The organism is Paenibacillus sp. FSL L8-0502, assembly GCF_038593055.1.
GTDB lineage: Bacteria > Bacillota > Bacilli > Paenibacillales > Paenibacillaceae > Paenibacillus > Paenibacillus polymyxa_D.
On the sequence record NZ_CP151958.1, the window covers coordinates 3,708,125 to 3,723,866 of the forward strand.

A 15,742-nucleotide genomic window follows, 5' to 3' on the forward strand; every position below is an offset into this window, starting at 1 on the left:
GTTTTTTGCAACTTTTCCCTACGATCCTACTGACAGCTTCTACAGCTTCATTGCCCGTTCCATAACCGCCATGCGGATCGGAACCCCGTTTGCCATTTGAGGAAAAATTCGCGATTGTTCGCTTTCCACAACTGCACTATCAATTTCCACATTCCGATTCACTGGAGCTGGATGCATGATAATCGTTCCGGGCTTCAGGTTCGCTGCTCTTTTCTCTGTCAAACCGTACTGCTCTCGGTATTCATCCGCTGAGCGCAACATCCCTTCGGCATGCCGTTCCAGCTGTACCCGAAGCATCATGACCACGTCCGCTTGTAGTGCCTCTTGCATCGGAACATAAGGCGCGTAGGCCGCAAGATCAGGTGCTTGCATATTATCAGGAGCGCAGAAGCTTACCTTGGCTCCGAATTTTTGCAAGGCCCACAGATTCGAGCGAGCGACACGGCTGTGCAGAATATCTCCTATGATGGACACTCTCAAGCCTTTAAGCTCACCGAAAGTTTTGCGCATGGTGTACAGGTCCAGCAGAGCCTGCGTTGGATGCTCATTGTTGCCGTCCCCCGCATTAACCAGTGGGACACTGACCTTCTCAGCGAGCTCTTGCAGCACTCCGGCTGGCTTTAACCGGATGACTCCTGCATCAATGCCCATGGATTCGAGCGTACGTACTGTATCGTAAATGGACTCCCCTTTTTCCACACTGGAAGCCGCAGCGGAAAAGTTCAAAACCTGAGCGCCCAGCCGCTTCTCTGCCATTTCAAAAGAAAAGCGGGTACGAGTGCTGTTTTCAAAAAACATGTTGGCCGCAAAGCGTGATTGCAGTACTGGAACCAGTTTTTCTGGTTGAGATTCCCAATAATGAGCGCGATCCAGAATGGACTCGATTTCATTTCGGCTGAGTTCCTTTAACCCGAGTAGGCTACGTTCTTTAAGTTGACTGGCTGTGGTGATCATAGCTGTTCCCCCCGGTTCTGAATGATTGTCACTTCGTCCTTACCGTCCGTCTCTTGAAGGGCTACTACGATTTCCTCAGATTTGGAGGTCGGGATGTTCTTGCCGATGTAATCCGGACGAATCGGAAGCTCACGGTGTCCGCGATCCGCTAGTACTGCCAGCTGAATCATTTGCGGTCGTCCGCAGTGCATCAATGCATCCATCGCCGCGCGGATGGTGCGGCCTGTGTACAGCACATCGTCAAAGAGAATGACTTTCTTATCATGAACCGATACGTCAGCAGGATTCATCAAAAGCTCTTTTCCATTTCCTTTAGCTTCGGCTACGCTGTTCCGGTCATCCCGGTAGGCTGTGACGTCCAGCTCTCCCCATGGAATTGGTGCGCCTTCAATCTCAGCAATTTTTTCAGCCAGGCGTTGCGCCAGATGAACTCCGCGTGTTCGAATACCTACTAGCACACAATCGTCAATACCTTTGTTTTTCTCCAAAATTTCATGTGCAATCCGTGTCAATGCCCGACGAATCGCAATTTCATCCATCAGTACATGTGTTTCATTACTCATGCTTCCAGCCTCCTCAGGTGATGTTCCCTTCAGACCTGGTCCCGTGTTCGGATACAAAAAAGACTCCTTGCCCAAGTTTGGCAAGGAGTCTCGTGTGAACAGTCTTCTACTGTTCTCCGATCTCTCGGACACACTGAAGACATACCGCCGCAGCGGATGCACTGATCAGTGATCCATTCACGTTACCTTGCCAGCCTCACGGGACTGATTTAAAGGTGCTATTCAGGATTTCCTTTGTCCTGCTTCTCATAGTGTGAGATGGTTAGCCATCTCTTGGACAAAGTTCATCGCAACTACAAGAAGTATGACAGATTGAAAATCGTGTGTCAACACCCGTTCAACCGGAACCACCGGAAGCACTTTAATAATTATACAATGTCATTGTATAATTATCCATAGTTGTTTTTACCCATGCCTTGTCTCACAATAAAAAAACCGCCATTTAGGCGGTTTAACTTAATAATTTATTCAGGTTTGTGAATAGGAATGCAAATCACCATTGTTTTAACGACTACGCAAGGATGCTAACACATCCTCCATATCAGGAGGAATCGGTCTGCTGAATTCCATGTATTCTCCAGTGGATGGGTGCTTAAAGCCCAGTACCGCCGCATGCAGCGCCTGACCATCCATACGAACCCCTTTGCTGCGCCCATACATAGGGTCACCAACCAATGGGTGTCCAATAAATTTCATGTGAACACGAATTTGATGTGTTCGTCCTGTTTCCAATTGAAGTTCAAGGAGGGTATAATCCCCCAATCGTTCAATGACGAGAAAATGGGTGACGGCATGCTTGCTGTTACGTTCCGTCACTGTAAACAATTTGCGATCACCCGAATCACGGCCAATCGGAGCATCTACCGTTCCCTGATCGTGGCTCAAATGACCGTGAACTAAGGCTATATATTTCCGAGTCACACTATGATCCTTAAGCTGTGCTGCAAGTGATGCGTGAGCCTGATCATTTTTAGCCGCCATCAGCAGTCCTGATGTATCCTTATCAATACGGTGAACAATACCAGGACGTAATTCCCCGTTAATGCCCGAAAGATCGTGACAGTGGTACATCAGTGCGTTAACTAATGTTCCTGAAGAGTGTCCCGGTGCAGGATGCACGACCAGACCACGTTGCTTGTTAATAACAATAACGTCCGAGTCCTCGTAAACGACATCCAACGGAATATTCTCTGGAACAATATCTACACTTTCTGCTTCCGGTACTGATAATACAATCCGGTCTCCTTCAGCCAGCTTGTAGTTCGCCTTAATCGTCGTACCGTTCACCAGCACGCGACCATTTCCGATCCACATCTGTATCTGAGAACGAGACACTTCCTTCATTTCTTCGGCGATATATTTGTCTATACGCGTTTTGGCATCGCTGGAATCGGCCGTCCATTCCAGAGATTCACCCTCCAGTTCGTCCTCATAAGACAGACCTGCGGCTTCGCCGTTTTCATTCACTTCGCTCATGCTATGACTTCCCTTCAATGCTATCATTGCCATTTCCCTTTTCCCGACGCGATTCCAGCAATGTATCCAAAATAATCAGTGCTACACCGATGACAATTGCCGAATCTGCCACATTAAAAATGGGGAACGTATAGCTTCCAAAATTAAATTGCGCAAAATCAACCACTTCCCCTGAAATAGCTCGATCCAGAAAGTTACCGACTGCTCCCCCCAGCACTAAACTTAGCGCAACAGGAAGTAGCTTTTGTCCAGCCTTAACTGTTTTTCGCAGATACCAGACGATACCAATCACCACTACAATTGTAATCACGATAAAAAGCCAACGTTGACCTTCCAAAATCCCAAAAGCGGCTCCACGATTACGATGGGAGGTGATTAAAAAGAAATTGCCGATGACTGGTATTTGTTCGTACAATTCCATTCGTGTAGCCACCAAATATTTGACTCCCTGATCAATCAAAAAAATTATTAGCGCAATACCAAAATAAATCACAGTCCTTCGTCACTCCGATCCGCTTATATCCGTTGTTGAACCCATTTATTGTAGCATAAGCGTTCTCAGATCGTCCACGAAACCCGCAAGCTATCAAGCACAGACCATCCATAAAATAAACTCCTTCGCATTTGATTAGAATTTCCTATGTAAAAGAGGTCTTCCCGGTGCAAACTACAAGAAGCATACTCGACACAACGCATGCGCATGAAACCTAGAACAAGGAGAGGATTCCATGTCCCCATTGACGGAGCAACAATTGCAGGGTCTGCGTAACGAACTGCTGGAACGCAAAAAGGAAATTGAGCATCGCTTGCAAAACAACGACCATTACGGACTCGGTGATTCACAGCGCGATCAAACCGGTGAGCTTTCTCCCATTGATAACCATCCAGGCGATCTGGCTACCGAAACCTACGAGCGAGCCAAAGATATTTCCTTATTGGAGCATGATGAGTTTCAATTGGAACGTATCAAATCAGCCTTGATGGCAATGGACAAGGGGACCTATGGCATTTGCGCCGCCAGCGGTAAACCTATTCCCTATGAACGGCTACTGGCTGTTCCCTATACCATTTACTGCAAAGAGTACAGTCCCGAAACAGAAGTGTCTAACCGCCGCCCAGTGGAGGAAGAATTTCTCGCTCCCTCGTTCGGCAGAACGAGTCTGGATGAGCGTGATGATCAAAACGGCTTTGACGGTGAAGATGCCTGGCAGATCGTCGAAAATTGGGGTACCTCTAACACCCCAGCCATGGCCGAAAGCGGAGAAATCCACAGTTATGATGATATGGAAATTGAAGCAGGCGATGATAATATGGGCTTCGTAGAACCATACGAAAGCTTTGTTGCTACTGACATTTATGGACAAAATGTATCCGTTATTCGCAGTTCCATTTATCAGCGTTATATCGAAGATGGCGAGGGCGAAGGTCTACTGGAGCCGGATACGCACGAAGACGAATCGTGAACTTCAAAGTGGAGATCGCTGCCTAATAGGTAGTAAGCTCCAGCTGTCGTTGTACGATCCGTACAATATCAGCGATATAATCACCGATAATCGGTAAATTTAGCGCACCGAGCACTTGCAGCACATAAATAATGGTAGCGGCAAAAAAAGTAAAACCTAGCGCGATGCCGATTCCCCGGGAAACACCGGATATTAGATTTAACCAGAGTAATCGCCAAGGCTTATTTAGCAGCAAAGCGTAATCTGCAATACGTGTCCGTTCCATCTGCTCTGACACCGTACGTACCAGCTTTTCAACACGACTTAATCGCTCTGTCTGATTATCTGTTTTGCTTTTATCTGCGGCTATGGCAGCCCCTTCTCCGTTCCCTCCTCGGAGACTCCTTCCCTGTCTACGCCTTGATCGTGCCGTCATATGCACAATCCCCCTTTTCCCATGGCTGCCCTGAACGCAGCAAACGAGCCGGAGCACGTAACGGAGAAAACCCGTTTCCGATGCTTAGGCTCGTTTTTATATGCTGCCTGTTATTGTATTATGGGACAAGGGGCTTGTAATTATTCCCCAATATGAACGCCGATGGTTTTACCGTTCACTTCCACATGTTCTGCCGGTTCGGCTTGACCAAATGTCACAGTCGTAACCAATACGTTCTCACGCAACACAGTGTCGAAGCTTGCGATGGCCTGGCGCAGCTCGTTATCTACATCCAACGTCAATGCCACATACTTTTCAATCGGCAGATCCAGTTTTTTACGGTAATCCTGTACCGCACGAACCACTTCACGTACCCAGCCCTCTTGCTCCAGCTCCGGTGTAATGTCCGTGTTCAACGCTACCGTTAAGCCATAACCGGAAGCAGAAGCGAAGCCTTCTTTCGCTTTTTTCTCTACCAGCAATTCTTCAGCTGTAACTTGCAGCTCTTCACCTTCTGGAGAAGCGACATTTAACATTCCCTGTTCTACAACAGTACGGGTATCCTCAGCAGACATTCCTTTGAAAAAGTTTTGTAGGAAACCGACATTTTTGCCGTATTTCTTGCCTGCTACTTTCAAATTCAGTTTCAGTGTAAAATCTACAAAGCCGCTATCGTCCGTCTCAACATGAATATGCTTCACGTTAATCTCATCTTTGATGATCTCCTCATAGCCACTCAGTTCAAAATCTTGATCCATGGATAGAATCAACTCAGACAACGGTTGACGCGTTTTCAAACCCGTTTCGTTGCGGACGTTACGCGCCAATTCAACGACACGACGTGCCGTTTCCATATCTCGTTCCAATTCCAGATCGATCAAGGATTCATTTGCAGTCGGATAATCATCCAGATGAACACTTTCCCCGTTACTCAGGTTGAGGTAAATATCCTCTGCAAGCAGTGGTGTAAACGGCGCAAGCAGTTTGGCAGTCGTTAACAGCACTTCAGTCAGTGTACGGTATGCATCCAGCTTATCTTCTGTAAGACCATTGCCCCAGAATCGGTCGCGTGAACGACGGATATACCAGTTGCTCAGCTCATCCACAAACGACTCAATTGCTTTGGATGAGTTCAGGAAGTCATTTACAGCCAGCGCTTTGTCCACTACCAAAATCAGGCTGTTCAGACGGGACAAAATCCAGCGATCCAACTTATGAGCCGATGGTTTGAACGGGTGCTGTGCCGGATCAAATCCGTCGATATCCGCATACAGAGTCAGAAATGCGTGTGTATTCACAAGCGTATCTACCAGCTTCGATTTAGCCTCACCTACGATGCCTTTGGAAAAACGTTTGCTATTCCATGGTGCACTATCGGACAGCAATGCCCAGCGGAAAGCATCTGTACCGTACTCGTCAATCACTTCCCACGGATCAATAACATTACCCTTTGATTTGGACATTTTCTGCCCTTGCTCATCCAGTACATGGCCTGTCGCCATGACAGCTTTATAAGGAGCTTTGCCAGTCAGCATAGTCGAAACCGCAAGCAAGCTATAGAACCAGCCACGAGTCTGGTCAATCCCTTCACAGATCATGTCTGCCGGAAATTGTTGCTCGAACGTTTCATTATTTTCAAAAGGATAATGATGCTGTGCAAACGGCATGGAGCCGCTATCAAACCATACGTCGATCACTTCCGGTGTACGAGTCATTTCGTATTTACCGCATTGGCTACGAACCTTAATATCATCTACATATGGTTTGTGCAGCTCGATGTCCGCTGGTACGTCGCCAATCGCACGTTCCCTCAATTCAGCAATACTATGCGGAGCAAACTGTTCTCCAGTTTCCTCACAAACCCAGATGTTTAGCGGTGTACCCCAATAGCGATCACGACTGATGTTCCAATCCACCAGTTCCTCCAAAAACTTGCCAAAACGTCCTTCACGTACATGACCCGGATACCATTCGACTTCGCTGTTGTTGGCAATCAGTTGATCCTTGATCGCAGTTGTTTTGATAAACCAACTGTCCATAGCATAGTACAATAATGGAGTATCGCAACGCCAGCAGAACGGATAGCTATGCTCGTATTTTTCCTTGCTGTACAGCAGGCCTTTTTCGGACAGCATTTTTACAATATCTACATCACAGTCTTTCACAAAACGACCTGCAAAATCAGTGATTTCCTCTACATAGTTACCTTGAAGATCCACCACGTTAATGAACTCAACACCATTTTCACGACATACCCGGTAATCATCCTCACCATGCGCTGGAGCCATATGAACGATACCTGTACCGCTGGAATCTGTTACGAACTTCGCACCCAGAATCTGATTACCCTTCTCAACCTGAAAATACGTAAATGGCGGGGTATAGGTTTGGCCAACCAGTTCTGAACCAGATAGCGTGCCAATCACTTCATGCTCGCCTTTAATGACGTCTTCAACCAGATTTTTAGCAACGATGTATACACCGTCTTCCTGCTTCACACGTGCATATTCCAGTTCAGGGTTGACGGCGAGCGCCACGTGACTCGGCAAGGTCCAAGGTGTTGTCGTCCAAGCCAGTACATATTCACCACTGCTATGCAGCTTGAATTTGGCCGTGGCACTCAGATCCTTTACATCTTTGTAGCCCTGCGCTACTTCATGAGAACTTAGCGTTGTCTGACAATCCGGACAATACGGACTCACACGATGACCACGATACAGCAGATCTTTTTCATGAATGGTCGCCAAAATGTTCCATACGCTCTCGATATAGTTATTATCCAATGTAATGTACGGGTTATCGAGGTCTGTCCAGTATCCGATCGCTTCGGTTAGATCACGCCATTGTTGCTCGTATTCAAACACGCTCGCCTTACATTTTTTTATAAACTTTTCAACGCCGTATTCTTCAATTTCAGGTTTATGGGAGATCCCCAGTTGCTTCTGTACACCTAATTCTACCGGCAAGCCATGCGTGTCCCAGCCTGCCTTACGTACGACGCGGTATCCCTTCATTGTCTGATATCGGCCCACAAAATCCTTAATTACACGGCCCAGCACGTGACCGATATGCGGTTTACCGTTAGCTGTTGGTGGGCCCTCATAGAACACAAAATTTGGCTTTCCTTCACGATTTGTGATGGATTTACGGAATGTGTCCTCCTGCTTCCATTTGCTCAGGATGCGCAGGTCACGGGACCGTGCTTTTTCTTTAACATCCACTCTGTTCATACTGTCATACTCCCTCTCTGCTCATCATTGATTTCCCTAGCATTTCCTAAAAAAAGCAACAAAAAAAGCCCCATCCCTGTAAAGGGACGAGACTGTGCTCGCGTTACCACCCTGATTCCGTAAAAATAGACCATTCTAAAAATACAGTCTCATCACGGCTCTCTGAGCCCCACTCAACTACAGCAGGGCGCCATTATAACGCATGGCAAACGGTGATTGCTTACACACGCCATACATCTTAAGCGCTTCAGCTCACTTCTCCGGGAGGATCTTCGGTCATGTTCTGAACGTTGGCTTGCACCGGAAGGCCAACTCTCTGAGGGACAAATCATGACGTACTCGTTCCCATCAACGAATTAAACATGTTAAATTCATCGAATATTAAACAGCAACATCGTTACCTTGAATAACAACCATCAGCCGACGGACGGATAATCATTGAATTCAGTATAGTATTTACAGTTATAGCCTGTTTAAAGTGAAAAGTCAACCCTAACAACGTCTAATAAAAGCTTGTCAGAAATGAAATTAGTAAATTTCTTTCATCTCACGCTCGCGTTCCAGTACTTCGCGTTCCCGGTTTTCAAGAGCTTCCCAGCCGTCTTGGCTTAACAAGTCAAGCTGTGCTTCCACCAGTGTACGAAACCGTGCTCGGTAAATCGATGCCTGCTTCTTCAGCTCTTCAACCTCCAACGCGATCTTGCGGGATTTGGACAATGCTTCGTTCACAATACGGTCCGCATTTTTTTCCGCTTCCTTCACGATCAATTGGGATTCTTTCTTGGCGTTGTTACGAACTTCATCTGCGGCTTCCTGCGCTACGATAATCGTCTTACTCAGCGTATCCTCAATGGTCGCGAAATGATCGAGCTTCTCCTGTACGTTCAACAACTCGGTGCTCAGTTCTTTATTTTCACGAATAACGCCCTCGTAATCTTTGATCACCTGATCCAAAAATTCATTAACCTGATCCTCATCATAACCGCGAAGCCGGCGGGCAAATTCCTTGTTATGTATATCCAATGGCGTTAATGGCATGCCGTCCACCTCCTATAAGATTGACAAAAAATACATTTTCCGCGTCACGACGCTCACTATCATCTATCGGTCATCATACCCCGTTTTGTGAATACTGTACAGAGCAAAATCGTTCCAGTTCTTCGCTATAGCTTAATTCTTTCGACAGAAAGCTCGTGATTCCTGCCTACAGCTATACAAACTTACCAATTTTGACACGGAATCTTCCCTTTTTTGTCATCCCGTCTGTTTCAAGCACTTTGAAACGCCCAAAACCCTGCATGGAAATAATGTCTCCAGCTTTAAGTGGAGTGGATGGATTCTCCTCCACCTTCCAATTTACCCTGCACCGTCCCGCCCGAATCGGTGTTAATATTTTACTGCGGCTTAGCTTGTACACATCGCTGGCAATACCGTCCAGACGCAAAGAAGCGACCGTCAGGTCTAGCGTCTCTAATGCAACTTCCTTCGTTCGCAGACTCGCTACAGGCAACAGTTCTGTCCATACATGAACACGGTGTACCTGCTGCAAATGCATCGTCATAAAATCACCGATCTCTGAAGCTACCAATACATGACACCCATCATCCAGTACATGAATATCTCCAATTTTCCCACGTTTGATTCCAAGTCCCAGTAGGGCACCTAGATAATCACCGTGCTCAAGGGTACCTATTTTATGATCGTCAGACGTGATGGAAAGGACCTGAATCCCCATCTCCTCACCGTCCAAATACGAATAATCGGGCGCAATCAGCGCCCGCTTTCGTTCCGAAGCCATGTATCCGCCATCTACCCTAATCGTGACCTTGTCTTCCTTCGAAGCAAGTGTCTCCAATATGTACTGTTGGCGCGGGTCCAAAAAATCAGTCAGCTTCTGCTCATGATAAGCCCCCGCATGACTGATCCATTCGGAAGCACGATCCACATAATCCCGTTCATCCGGGTGAAAATGCTCATAAATCTCAGTTCGCATAACTCCTCCTAGACGAGCTTACCAATTAAAGAAATCAAACCGTACGACGCAAAACGCAGAGCAATCAGCGCAACGATGGGAGAAATATCAATCATCCCGAAGATTGGCGGTATAAACCTGCGAAAAGGAGACAAATACGGCTCCACAAACTTGGCAAGTAAATCACCAATCACACTCTCTCTAGCATTAGGAAGCCATGACAGCAGAACATATGCAATGATCATGTACGAATAAATCTGAAATAGCCAGTAAATTACCTCGATCAAGAAAAGTTCACCTCATTCTGTTAAGTTCTTGTTCAGTGTCAGCCAGTATTTCCGTAATAGAGCCTTGAATCTCAACCGTATCTGGTGTACACAGAAAAATATTGTTCCCGACCTTGGAAATACCACCACCCAGTGCATACACAGTACCACTCAAAAAATCAATAATGCGTAGCGCCTGATCCTTGCGAATTCGTTGCAAATTGACTACGACGGTGCGATGGGAACGGATATGGTCGGCAATTTCCTGTGCTTCATCATAAGAACGCGGCTCATACAGGACAACTTTCACATTTTTCTGTGAATGGATGCTGACAACATTAGTGCCCTTCTGGTTCTTACGTTTATCAAAGCTTGGGGTTTCAATTTCTTGATCTTCCTGCGTATTCATAACCTCTCGCTCTATAACTTCCTCTTCTTCCTGAAGCCCCAGAAAGTTCATGAACTTATTCATTACGCCCAATGGAAATCCTCCTCTCGTCCGACCAGTACGGAACCAAGCCGCAGCCAGGTCGCTCCTTCTTCAACCGCCACTTCAAAATCATTGGACATCCCCATAGACAAGTGAACGATGGGGTCCCTTGTCAAGGCTTGTCCATTTAACCTATCCCGTAATTCACGCAATCCCCGAAATACAGGCCGAGTTTTTTCCGGGTCTTCCTCATGAGGAGCCATTGTCATCAAGCCAATCACGTCCACATGTTCCAGCTCGCGAATTTGTTCCAAAAAGGGGACAACCGCCTCAGAGGACAAGCCATATTTGGACATTTCCCCAGAAATATTGACTTGCACAAAAGCTTTAACTCGCAGTCCCAGAGCAGCTGCCTTCTTATCCAATTCCTGAGCGAGTGATAAGCGGTCAAGCGAATGTATAAATTTAAATTTTCCAATTACATCTTTAACCTTATTCGTTTGGAGATGACCAATAAAATGCCACGTTCCCCGGTCACCCAGCTTACTCCATTTATCCGCAGCATCCTGCCAGCGATTTTCGCCCACATGCTCTAAGTCGCTATCCAATACCGATGTCATTGTCGCCGCCGAAACATATTTCGTGACAGCGATCACATTTACTTCATCACGCGAACGTCCGCTTCGGGCACATGCCGCTTCTACACGGGCATTCACCTCTTTAATTCGTTCCTCCAAAGACACGGGAGGACTCACCTCTCTTCCAGACCAATCCAACTCGCCATTCTTCCTGTGACGCCGCCTTCTTTGCGATATGAAAAAAACAAATCGCTACGGCTACTCGTGCATAAGGTAGTACATTCGATATGGCTCGGCAATATTCCTGCTTTCATCATAATGTGTCGATTGCATTGTTTCAAGTCAAGTAGTGTTTTACCGTCGGCTAAGGGGAAGTAAACACAACCTTCCCATTTATCATTACCCGGGCAATCATGCTCCAAAACCCGAATTCGGTTCATCACGTGCTCATCCACCTCATAGGATTCAGAACCAATGGAAGGACCAATAGCTGCTAGTATATCTGACGGCTGAGATCCATATTCGTTTTGCATGGTCTGTACCATTTTCAATGCGATTTCCGCAACGGTTCCCTTCCAGCCTGCATGCGCCAACCCAATCACACGGCGCACTGGATCACAAAAATATAAGGGTACACAGTCTGCATAAAAAGACGTCAGCAAAATGCCAGGTACATTCGTCAACAGTCCATCTGTGTCCTGAAAAGCGGATGCACGATCTATAAAGCCCCGCCCGCGGTCAGTAGCCTTGACCACAGCAACATGATGACCATGAACCTGCTCACCGCACGTCCATGCTTCAGCAGCAAAACCAAGTTGCTCTGCAATGAGCCGCCGGTTACGAATGACTTTCTCGGGGTCATCCCCTACATGAAACGCACAGTTCAGACTAGCGTAGGGAACCTCACTGACACCTCCATGACGACCTGTAAAACCCGCTGTTAATCCCTGAACCTGTCGTTCCCAGGATTGAATATATAACAACTCCGGTACGGGACGTCCGCCATCTTGCATTGGCATAGCCCCCGTAGCCTCGGTATTCATTACAAATGGTTCCATTCATTCTCACCTCTACTGCCCAGTGTACCAAAAAGCCGCCGCTGTGTCTTCACAACATACTAAATTACGTGTCCCTCTTGTTCAAAAGACCCGTCGGTCATTCCGCTCCTGACGTTCGATATACGGCTTTTCCTCCCTTTCATCCGGTGGATCATGCAATCCCTCCAATCGAACAAGCACAACATCCGAACCAATTTTCACAATGTTGCGCCACGGAATAACCAATTCGCTTCCCCCTCCAAACCAGCCCATGAATCGACTGCTGCCCGGAACCACAATAGCTTCAATTTTCCCTTGTCGTACGTCAATCTCCAGATCACTGATTTGTCCCAGACGTCGCCCATCTACAATGTTAATGACATCCTTGGTTTGAAACTCGGAAATTTTCATGGCTCTTACTGACGTTTCCGGTGCACTCACACGCATCACATCCTTTAATTCACTATATGAGCGAAAGAGCCCAAAAAATGTCCTGTAAACGCAAAAACGATCCGGATAGGATCGTTTTTATCGCTGAATCATTCAAGCATTCATTTCATTAGGACTTTACATGTTTTTGCATTTGCTGAATAGCCGACTTCTCTAATCTTGAAACCTGGGCTTGAGAGATACCGATTTCGTCGGCAACCTCCATTTGCGTCTTTCCTTCATAAAAACGCATAGACAATATCATCTTTTCACGCTGGCCCAGGCGATGCATCGCTTCCCGCAGAGCGATTTCCTCAATCCATGAGACGTCTTTATTTCTGTCATCACTGATCTGATCCATCACATAGATTGGGTCGCCCCCGTCGTGATATATCGGCTCGAACAGCGAAACCGGATCCTGAATTGCATCCAACGCGAACACAACATCTTCTTTAGGCACATTCAGTGCCTCTGAAATTTCAAAAATCGTGGGTTCCCGCGAGTTCAGATTCGTCAGACTGTCCCGCACCTGAAGCGCCTTATATGCAATATCCCGTAACGAACGGGATACTCGGATCGGATTGTTATCCCGCAAATAACGGCGGATCTCTCCGATAATCATCGGCACCGCGTAAGTGGAGAACTTTACGTTTTGCGAAAGGTCAAAATTATCAATCGCCTTCATTAGGCCGATACATCCTACCTGAAACAAATCGTCCACAAACTCTCCCCGATTGTTAAATCGTTGAATCACACTCAGGACGAGTCGGAGATTACCGTTGACCAATTTTTCTCTGGCTGATCGTTCATTATTTTGCTGAAGTGATGTGAACAACTCGCGCATTTCTGCATTGGTTAATACCGGCAGTTTGGCGGTATCCACACCGCAAATTTCCACTTTGTTTCGGGTCATCGTGTCTTACCTCCCAAGGAGCAACATTAATGTACATTATCTCCTGAGGGCATTTTTTTATTCGCCGTTTCCATCGCTTCCGGATATACCCATGCATTATACCATTTTATTAAATTCTTTTCGTAAGCGCTTTATTATTCGTTTTTCCAGACGCGAAATATACGATTGCGAGATACCCAACAGGTCAGCAACATCCTTCTGTGTCTTCTCTTCTCCGTCTTGTAAGCCGAAGCGCAGCTCCATAATCAAACGCTCTCGATCCGTCAACTTATCCAGTGCTTTATGCAATAATTTACGGTCTACCTGCTCTTCAATATTACGGTAAATGGTATCATTTTCCGTCCCCATCACATCGGAAAGCAACAACTCGTTACCGTCCCAATCAATATTCAGAGGCTCATCAAAAGAAACTTCCGTTCTTGTTTTACTATTGCGACGCAAATACATCAAAATCTCATTCTCAATGCATCGGGACGCATAGGTGGCAAGTTTGATTTTCTTCTCCGGATCAAAAGTGTTAACCGCTTTGATTAGTCCAATAGCACCGATGGATACGAGATCTTCAATGTTGATGCCCGTATTCTCAAATTTGCGGGCAATATATACGACTAACCGCAAATTTCTTTCGATTAGCATCGACCGTACTGCCGCATCTCCAGAAGAAAGTTTTCCCAGCAAATATTCTTCTTCGTCTCTCGTCAGCGGTGGGGGGAGCGCCTCGCTGCCGCCAATATAATAAATTTCTTCACTTTTCAGCCCAAGTAAAAATAAAATACGATAATATTGCAGTTGCAACGCTAGCCTAATTTTCATCTTCAATTTCATCTGTTCCCGCATATCATTCTCCCCCTTTTGAAATAGTGCAATTCCTGCTGTGCTCCGTGCATTTCACCATTGGATATTTCTTGTCGCCTTCAAACATCATTTTGTGTTATGCTCCATCATCCTGATTCTGTAAAATGTTCACTCAAATGTGCATCTCGTTTCTGGTTGGTATCAGCACTGCCCCCTTCTTGTGCCGTCACATCCGGGTGGATGATGGCGCGATACTTCCCCTCTGCCGACAATGTTCCCCCGTCCAAGCCAATCAACACTCGATGATGTACAAAATGAACCCCATTCATCACCACCTCTACCCGGTCTGGTTTAAGGGCAAGCATAAAGGAATGACTGCGGTTAATTCCACGATAGGGGACGAGACGAACACGATCCTGCCAGCTAAACGATTCGTCTCCCAGTTCCATCACCAGTTGGTCAGCATTACCCTCAGAACATTTTTGGAGCCAGGAAGCGGGCAAATACGACTCCCACAATGCTGCCTCCATGACCATCACCGGGGTTCGGGTCAAAGGATCATGGAGCTGGTTACCTGTATCCAACAAGCCTGTACACTCAATATGATCCTGCCCAATCCACACCTGCACTTGTCCCAGAAACCCACTCATCCTTTCTGTGCGCTGCTTTGAGGACTGCACAATTCGAAAGAAAAGCATCACTCCGCCAAATGCGCATAAAATAAACCAGAATGCAATTTTCAGTTCAAAAGACATTCCTCCTGAAGCGGTGTACCAGATGCCATTAAACAATTCCCCCGTATTTTGGAGAAAATAATGCATCCCCAAAATGCCACCTGCAGCTACAAAATTGATCATGTAAAAGGCACCCATTGTACGAAGATACTTTTGCATGCTGCCAAATCCAAAAGCCACCAGCAGCATTATGACCGATAATGCCAGTTTGATCAGGAACGTAAATAAAAAGGACAGTTCCGGCACAAACATCATGACCACGTACATTGCGCCGATTCCAGCTGAAGCCATCAACCTCCACCACACCGGACGGATTTTTCTCATCCAAGCGGTGACCATCAGCAGCACAGCATCAATGAACAAATTGGCCAAAAAAATCAAGTCGATATAAACAACCAAGGCTTCACCCGCCCAGCGTTTGCAGGATAGGCTTAAGTATAGTAGTCATGCTGTTCAAAGTCTGTCTAACGGTGGGGACGGTGACCGA

Annotated in this window: 17 protein-coding genes and 1 other annotated feature; of the genes, 1 reads left to right on the plus strand and 16 read right to left on the minus strand. The window is 46.5% G+C overall.

Going from position 1 to position 15,742, the window contains the following annotated elements; genetic code table 11:
* Nucleotides 1-39: 39 nt before the first annotated feature.
* From NSQ57_RS16040 to lspA, 4 genes are all read right to left on the minus strand, one after another.
* Nucleotides 40-954: an aspartate carbamoyltransferase catalytic subunit gene (locus NSQ57_RS16040; RefSeq protein ID WP_023989427.1), complete on the minus strand. Its 915-nt coding sequence runs from the start codon at nt 952-954 to the stop codon at nt 40-42.
* Complete coding sequence (pyrR, locus tag NSQ57_RS16045) at nt 951-1,517, minus strand: bifunctional pyr operon transcriptional regulator/uracil phosphoribosyltransferase PyrR (RefSeq protein ID WP_029517736.1); 567 nt, start codon at nt 1,515-1,517, stop codon at nt 951-953. The genes NSQ57_RS16040 and pyrR overlap by 4 nt, the downstream gene beginning before the upstream one ends.
* 504 nt (nt 1,518-2,021) lie before the next feature.
* Nucleotides 2,022-2,993, minus strand: a complete 972-nt coding sequence (locus tag NSQ57_RS16050; RefSeq protein WP_039272237.1) for an RluA family pseudouridine synthase — start codon at nt 2,991-2,993, stop codon at nt 2,022-2,024.
* A gap of 1 nt (nt 2,994) precedes the next feature.
* Nucleotides 2,995-3,486 carry a signal peptidase II gene (gene lspA, locus NSQ57_RS16055; RefSeq protein ID WP_023989430.1) on the minus strand — a complete coding sequence of 164 codons (492 nt, stop codon included), beginning with the start codon at nt 3,484-3,486 and terminating at the stop codon, nt 2,995-2,997.
* A 235-nt stretch (nt 3,487-3,721) separates the two neighbouring features.
* On the opposite strand from lspA, the gene NSQ57_RS16060 reads away from it, so the two are divergent.
* Nucleotides 3,722-4,456 (plus strand): TraR/DksA C4-type zinc finger protein, encoded by a 735-nt coding sequence (locus NSQ57_RS16060; protein ID WP_069010288.1) that lies wholly within the window; start codon nt 3,722-3,724, stop codon nt 4,454-4,456.
* A 22-nt stretch (nt 4,457-4,478) separates the two neighbouring features.
* On the opposite strand, the gene NSQ57_RS16065 is transcribed toward NSQ57_RS16060, so the two are convergent.
* The 12 genes from NSQ57_RS16065 to spoIIGA form a co-directional block, all read right to left on the minus strand.
* Nucleotides 4,479-4,871, minus strand: coding sequence for a DUF5665 domain-containing protein (locus NSQ57_RS16065; RefSeq protein WP_342425020.1), 393 nt, complete (start codon nt 4,869-4,871; stop codon nt 4,479-4,481).
* 140 nt (nt 4,872-5,011) lie between these two features.
* Nucleotides 5,012-8,101, minus strand: a complete 3,090-nt coding sequence (gene ileS / locus NSQ57_RS16070; protein ID WP_165149107.1) for an isoleucine--tRNA ligase — start codon at nt 8,099-8,101, stop codon at nt 5,012-5,014.
* A gap of 79 nt (nt 8,102-8,180) precedes the next feature.
* Nucleotides 8,181-8,462 (minus strand) — a binding site (T-box leader).
* Between the two features lie 167 nt (nt 8,463-8,629).
* Nucleotides 8,630-9,139: a DivIVA domain-containing protein gene (locus NSQ57_RS16075; protein WP_023989434.1), complete on the minus strand. Its 510-nt coding sequence runs from the start codon at nt 9,137-9,139 to the stop codon at nt 8,630-8,632.
* A 172-nt stretch (nt 9,140-9,311) separates the two neighbouring features.
* The gene (locus NSQ57_RS16080; RefSeq protein ID WP_342425021.1) at nt 9,312-10,094 is read right to left on the minus strand and encodes a YlmH/Sll1252 family protein; all 783 of its coding nucleotides are present in this window, start codon (nt 10,092-10,094) and stop codon (nt 9,312-9,314) included.
* A gap of 8 nt (nt 10,095-10,102) precedes the next feature.
* Nucleotides 10,103-10,360, minus strand: a complete 258-nt coding sequence (locus tag NSQ57_RS16085) for a YggT family protein (protein ID WP_029517743.1) — start codon at nt 10,358-10,360, stop codon at nt 10,103-10,105.
* A gap of 7 nt (nt 10,361-10,367) precedes the next feature.
* Nucleotides 10,368-10,820 (minus strand): cell division protein SepF, encoded by a 453-nt coding sequence (locus NSQ57_RS16090; RefSeq protein WP_069010286.1) that lies wholly within the window; start codon nt 10,818-10,820, stop codon nt 10,368-10,370.
* Nucleotides 10,811-11,512 (minus strand): YggS family pyridoxal phosphate-dependent enzyme, encoded by a 702-nt coding sequence (locus NSQ57_RS16095; RefSeq protein ID WP_342425022.1) that lies wholly within the window; start codon nt 11,510-11,512, stop codon nt 10,811-10,813. The genes NSQ57_RS16090 and NSQ57_RS16095 overlap by 10 nt, the downstream gene beginning before the upstream one ends.
* Nucleotides 11,513-11,520: 8 nt before the next feature.
* Entirely contained in the window at nt 11,521-12,405 is an 885-nt protein-coding gene (gene pgeF / locus NSQ57_RS16100) for a peptidoglycan editing factor PgeF (RefSeq protein ID WP_342425023.1), read from the minus strand.
* 81 nt (nt 12,406-12,486) lie between these two features.
* Nucleotides 12,487-12,831: a YlmC/YmxH family sporulation protein gene (locus tag NSQ57_RS16105; protein ID WP_176715675.1), complete on the minus strand. Its 345-nt coding sequence runs from the start codon at nt 12,829-12,831 to the stop codon at nt 12,487-12,489.
* Between the two features lie 112 nt (nt 12,832-12,943).
* Nucleotides 12,944-13,726, minus strand: a complete 783-nt coding sequence (gene sigG / locus NSQ57_RS16110; protein ID WP_007431182.1) for an RNA polymerase sporulation sigma factor SigG — start codon at nt 13,724-13,726, stop codon at nt 12,944-12,946.
* Nucleotides 13,727-13,822: 96 nt separating this feature from the next.
* Nucleotides 13,823-14,563, minus strand: coding sequence for an RNA polymerase sporulation sigma factor SigE (gene sigE / locus NSQ57_RS16115; protein WP_176715674.1), 741 nt, complete (start codon nt 14,561-14,563; stop codon nt 13,823-13,825).
* Nucleotides 14,564-14,667: 104 nt separating this feature from the next.
* A complete protein-coding gene (gene spoIIGA / locus NSQ57_RS16120; protein ID WP_029517748.1) occupies nt 14,668-15,654 on the minus strand; it encodes a sigma-E processing peptidase SpoIIGA in 987 nt (328 codons plus the stop codon).
* Nucleotides 15,655-15,742: the final 88 nt, after the last annotated feature.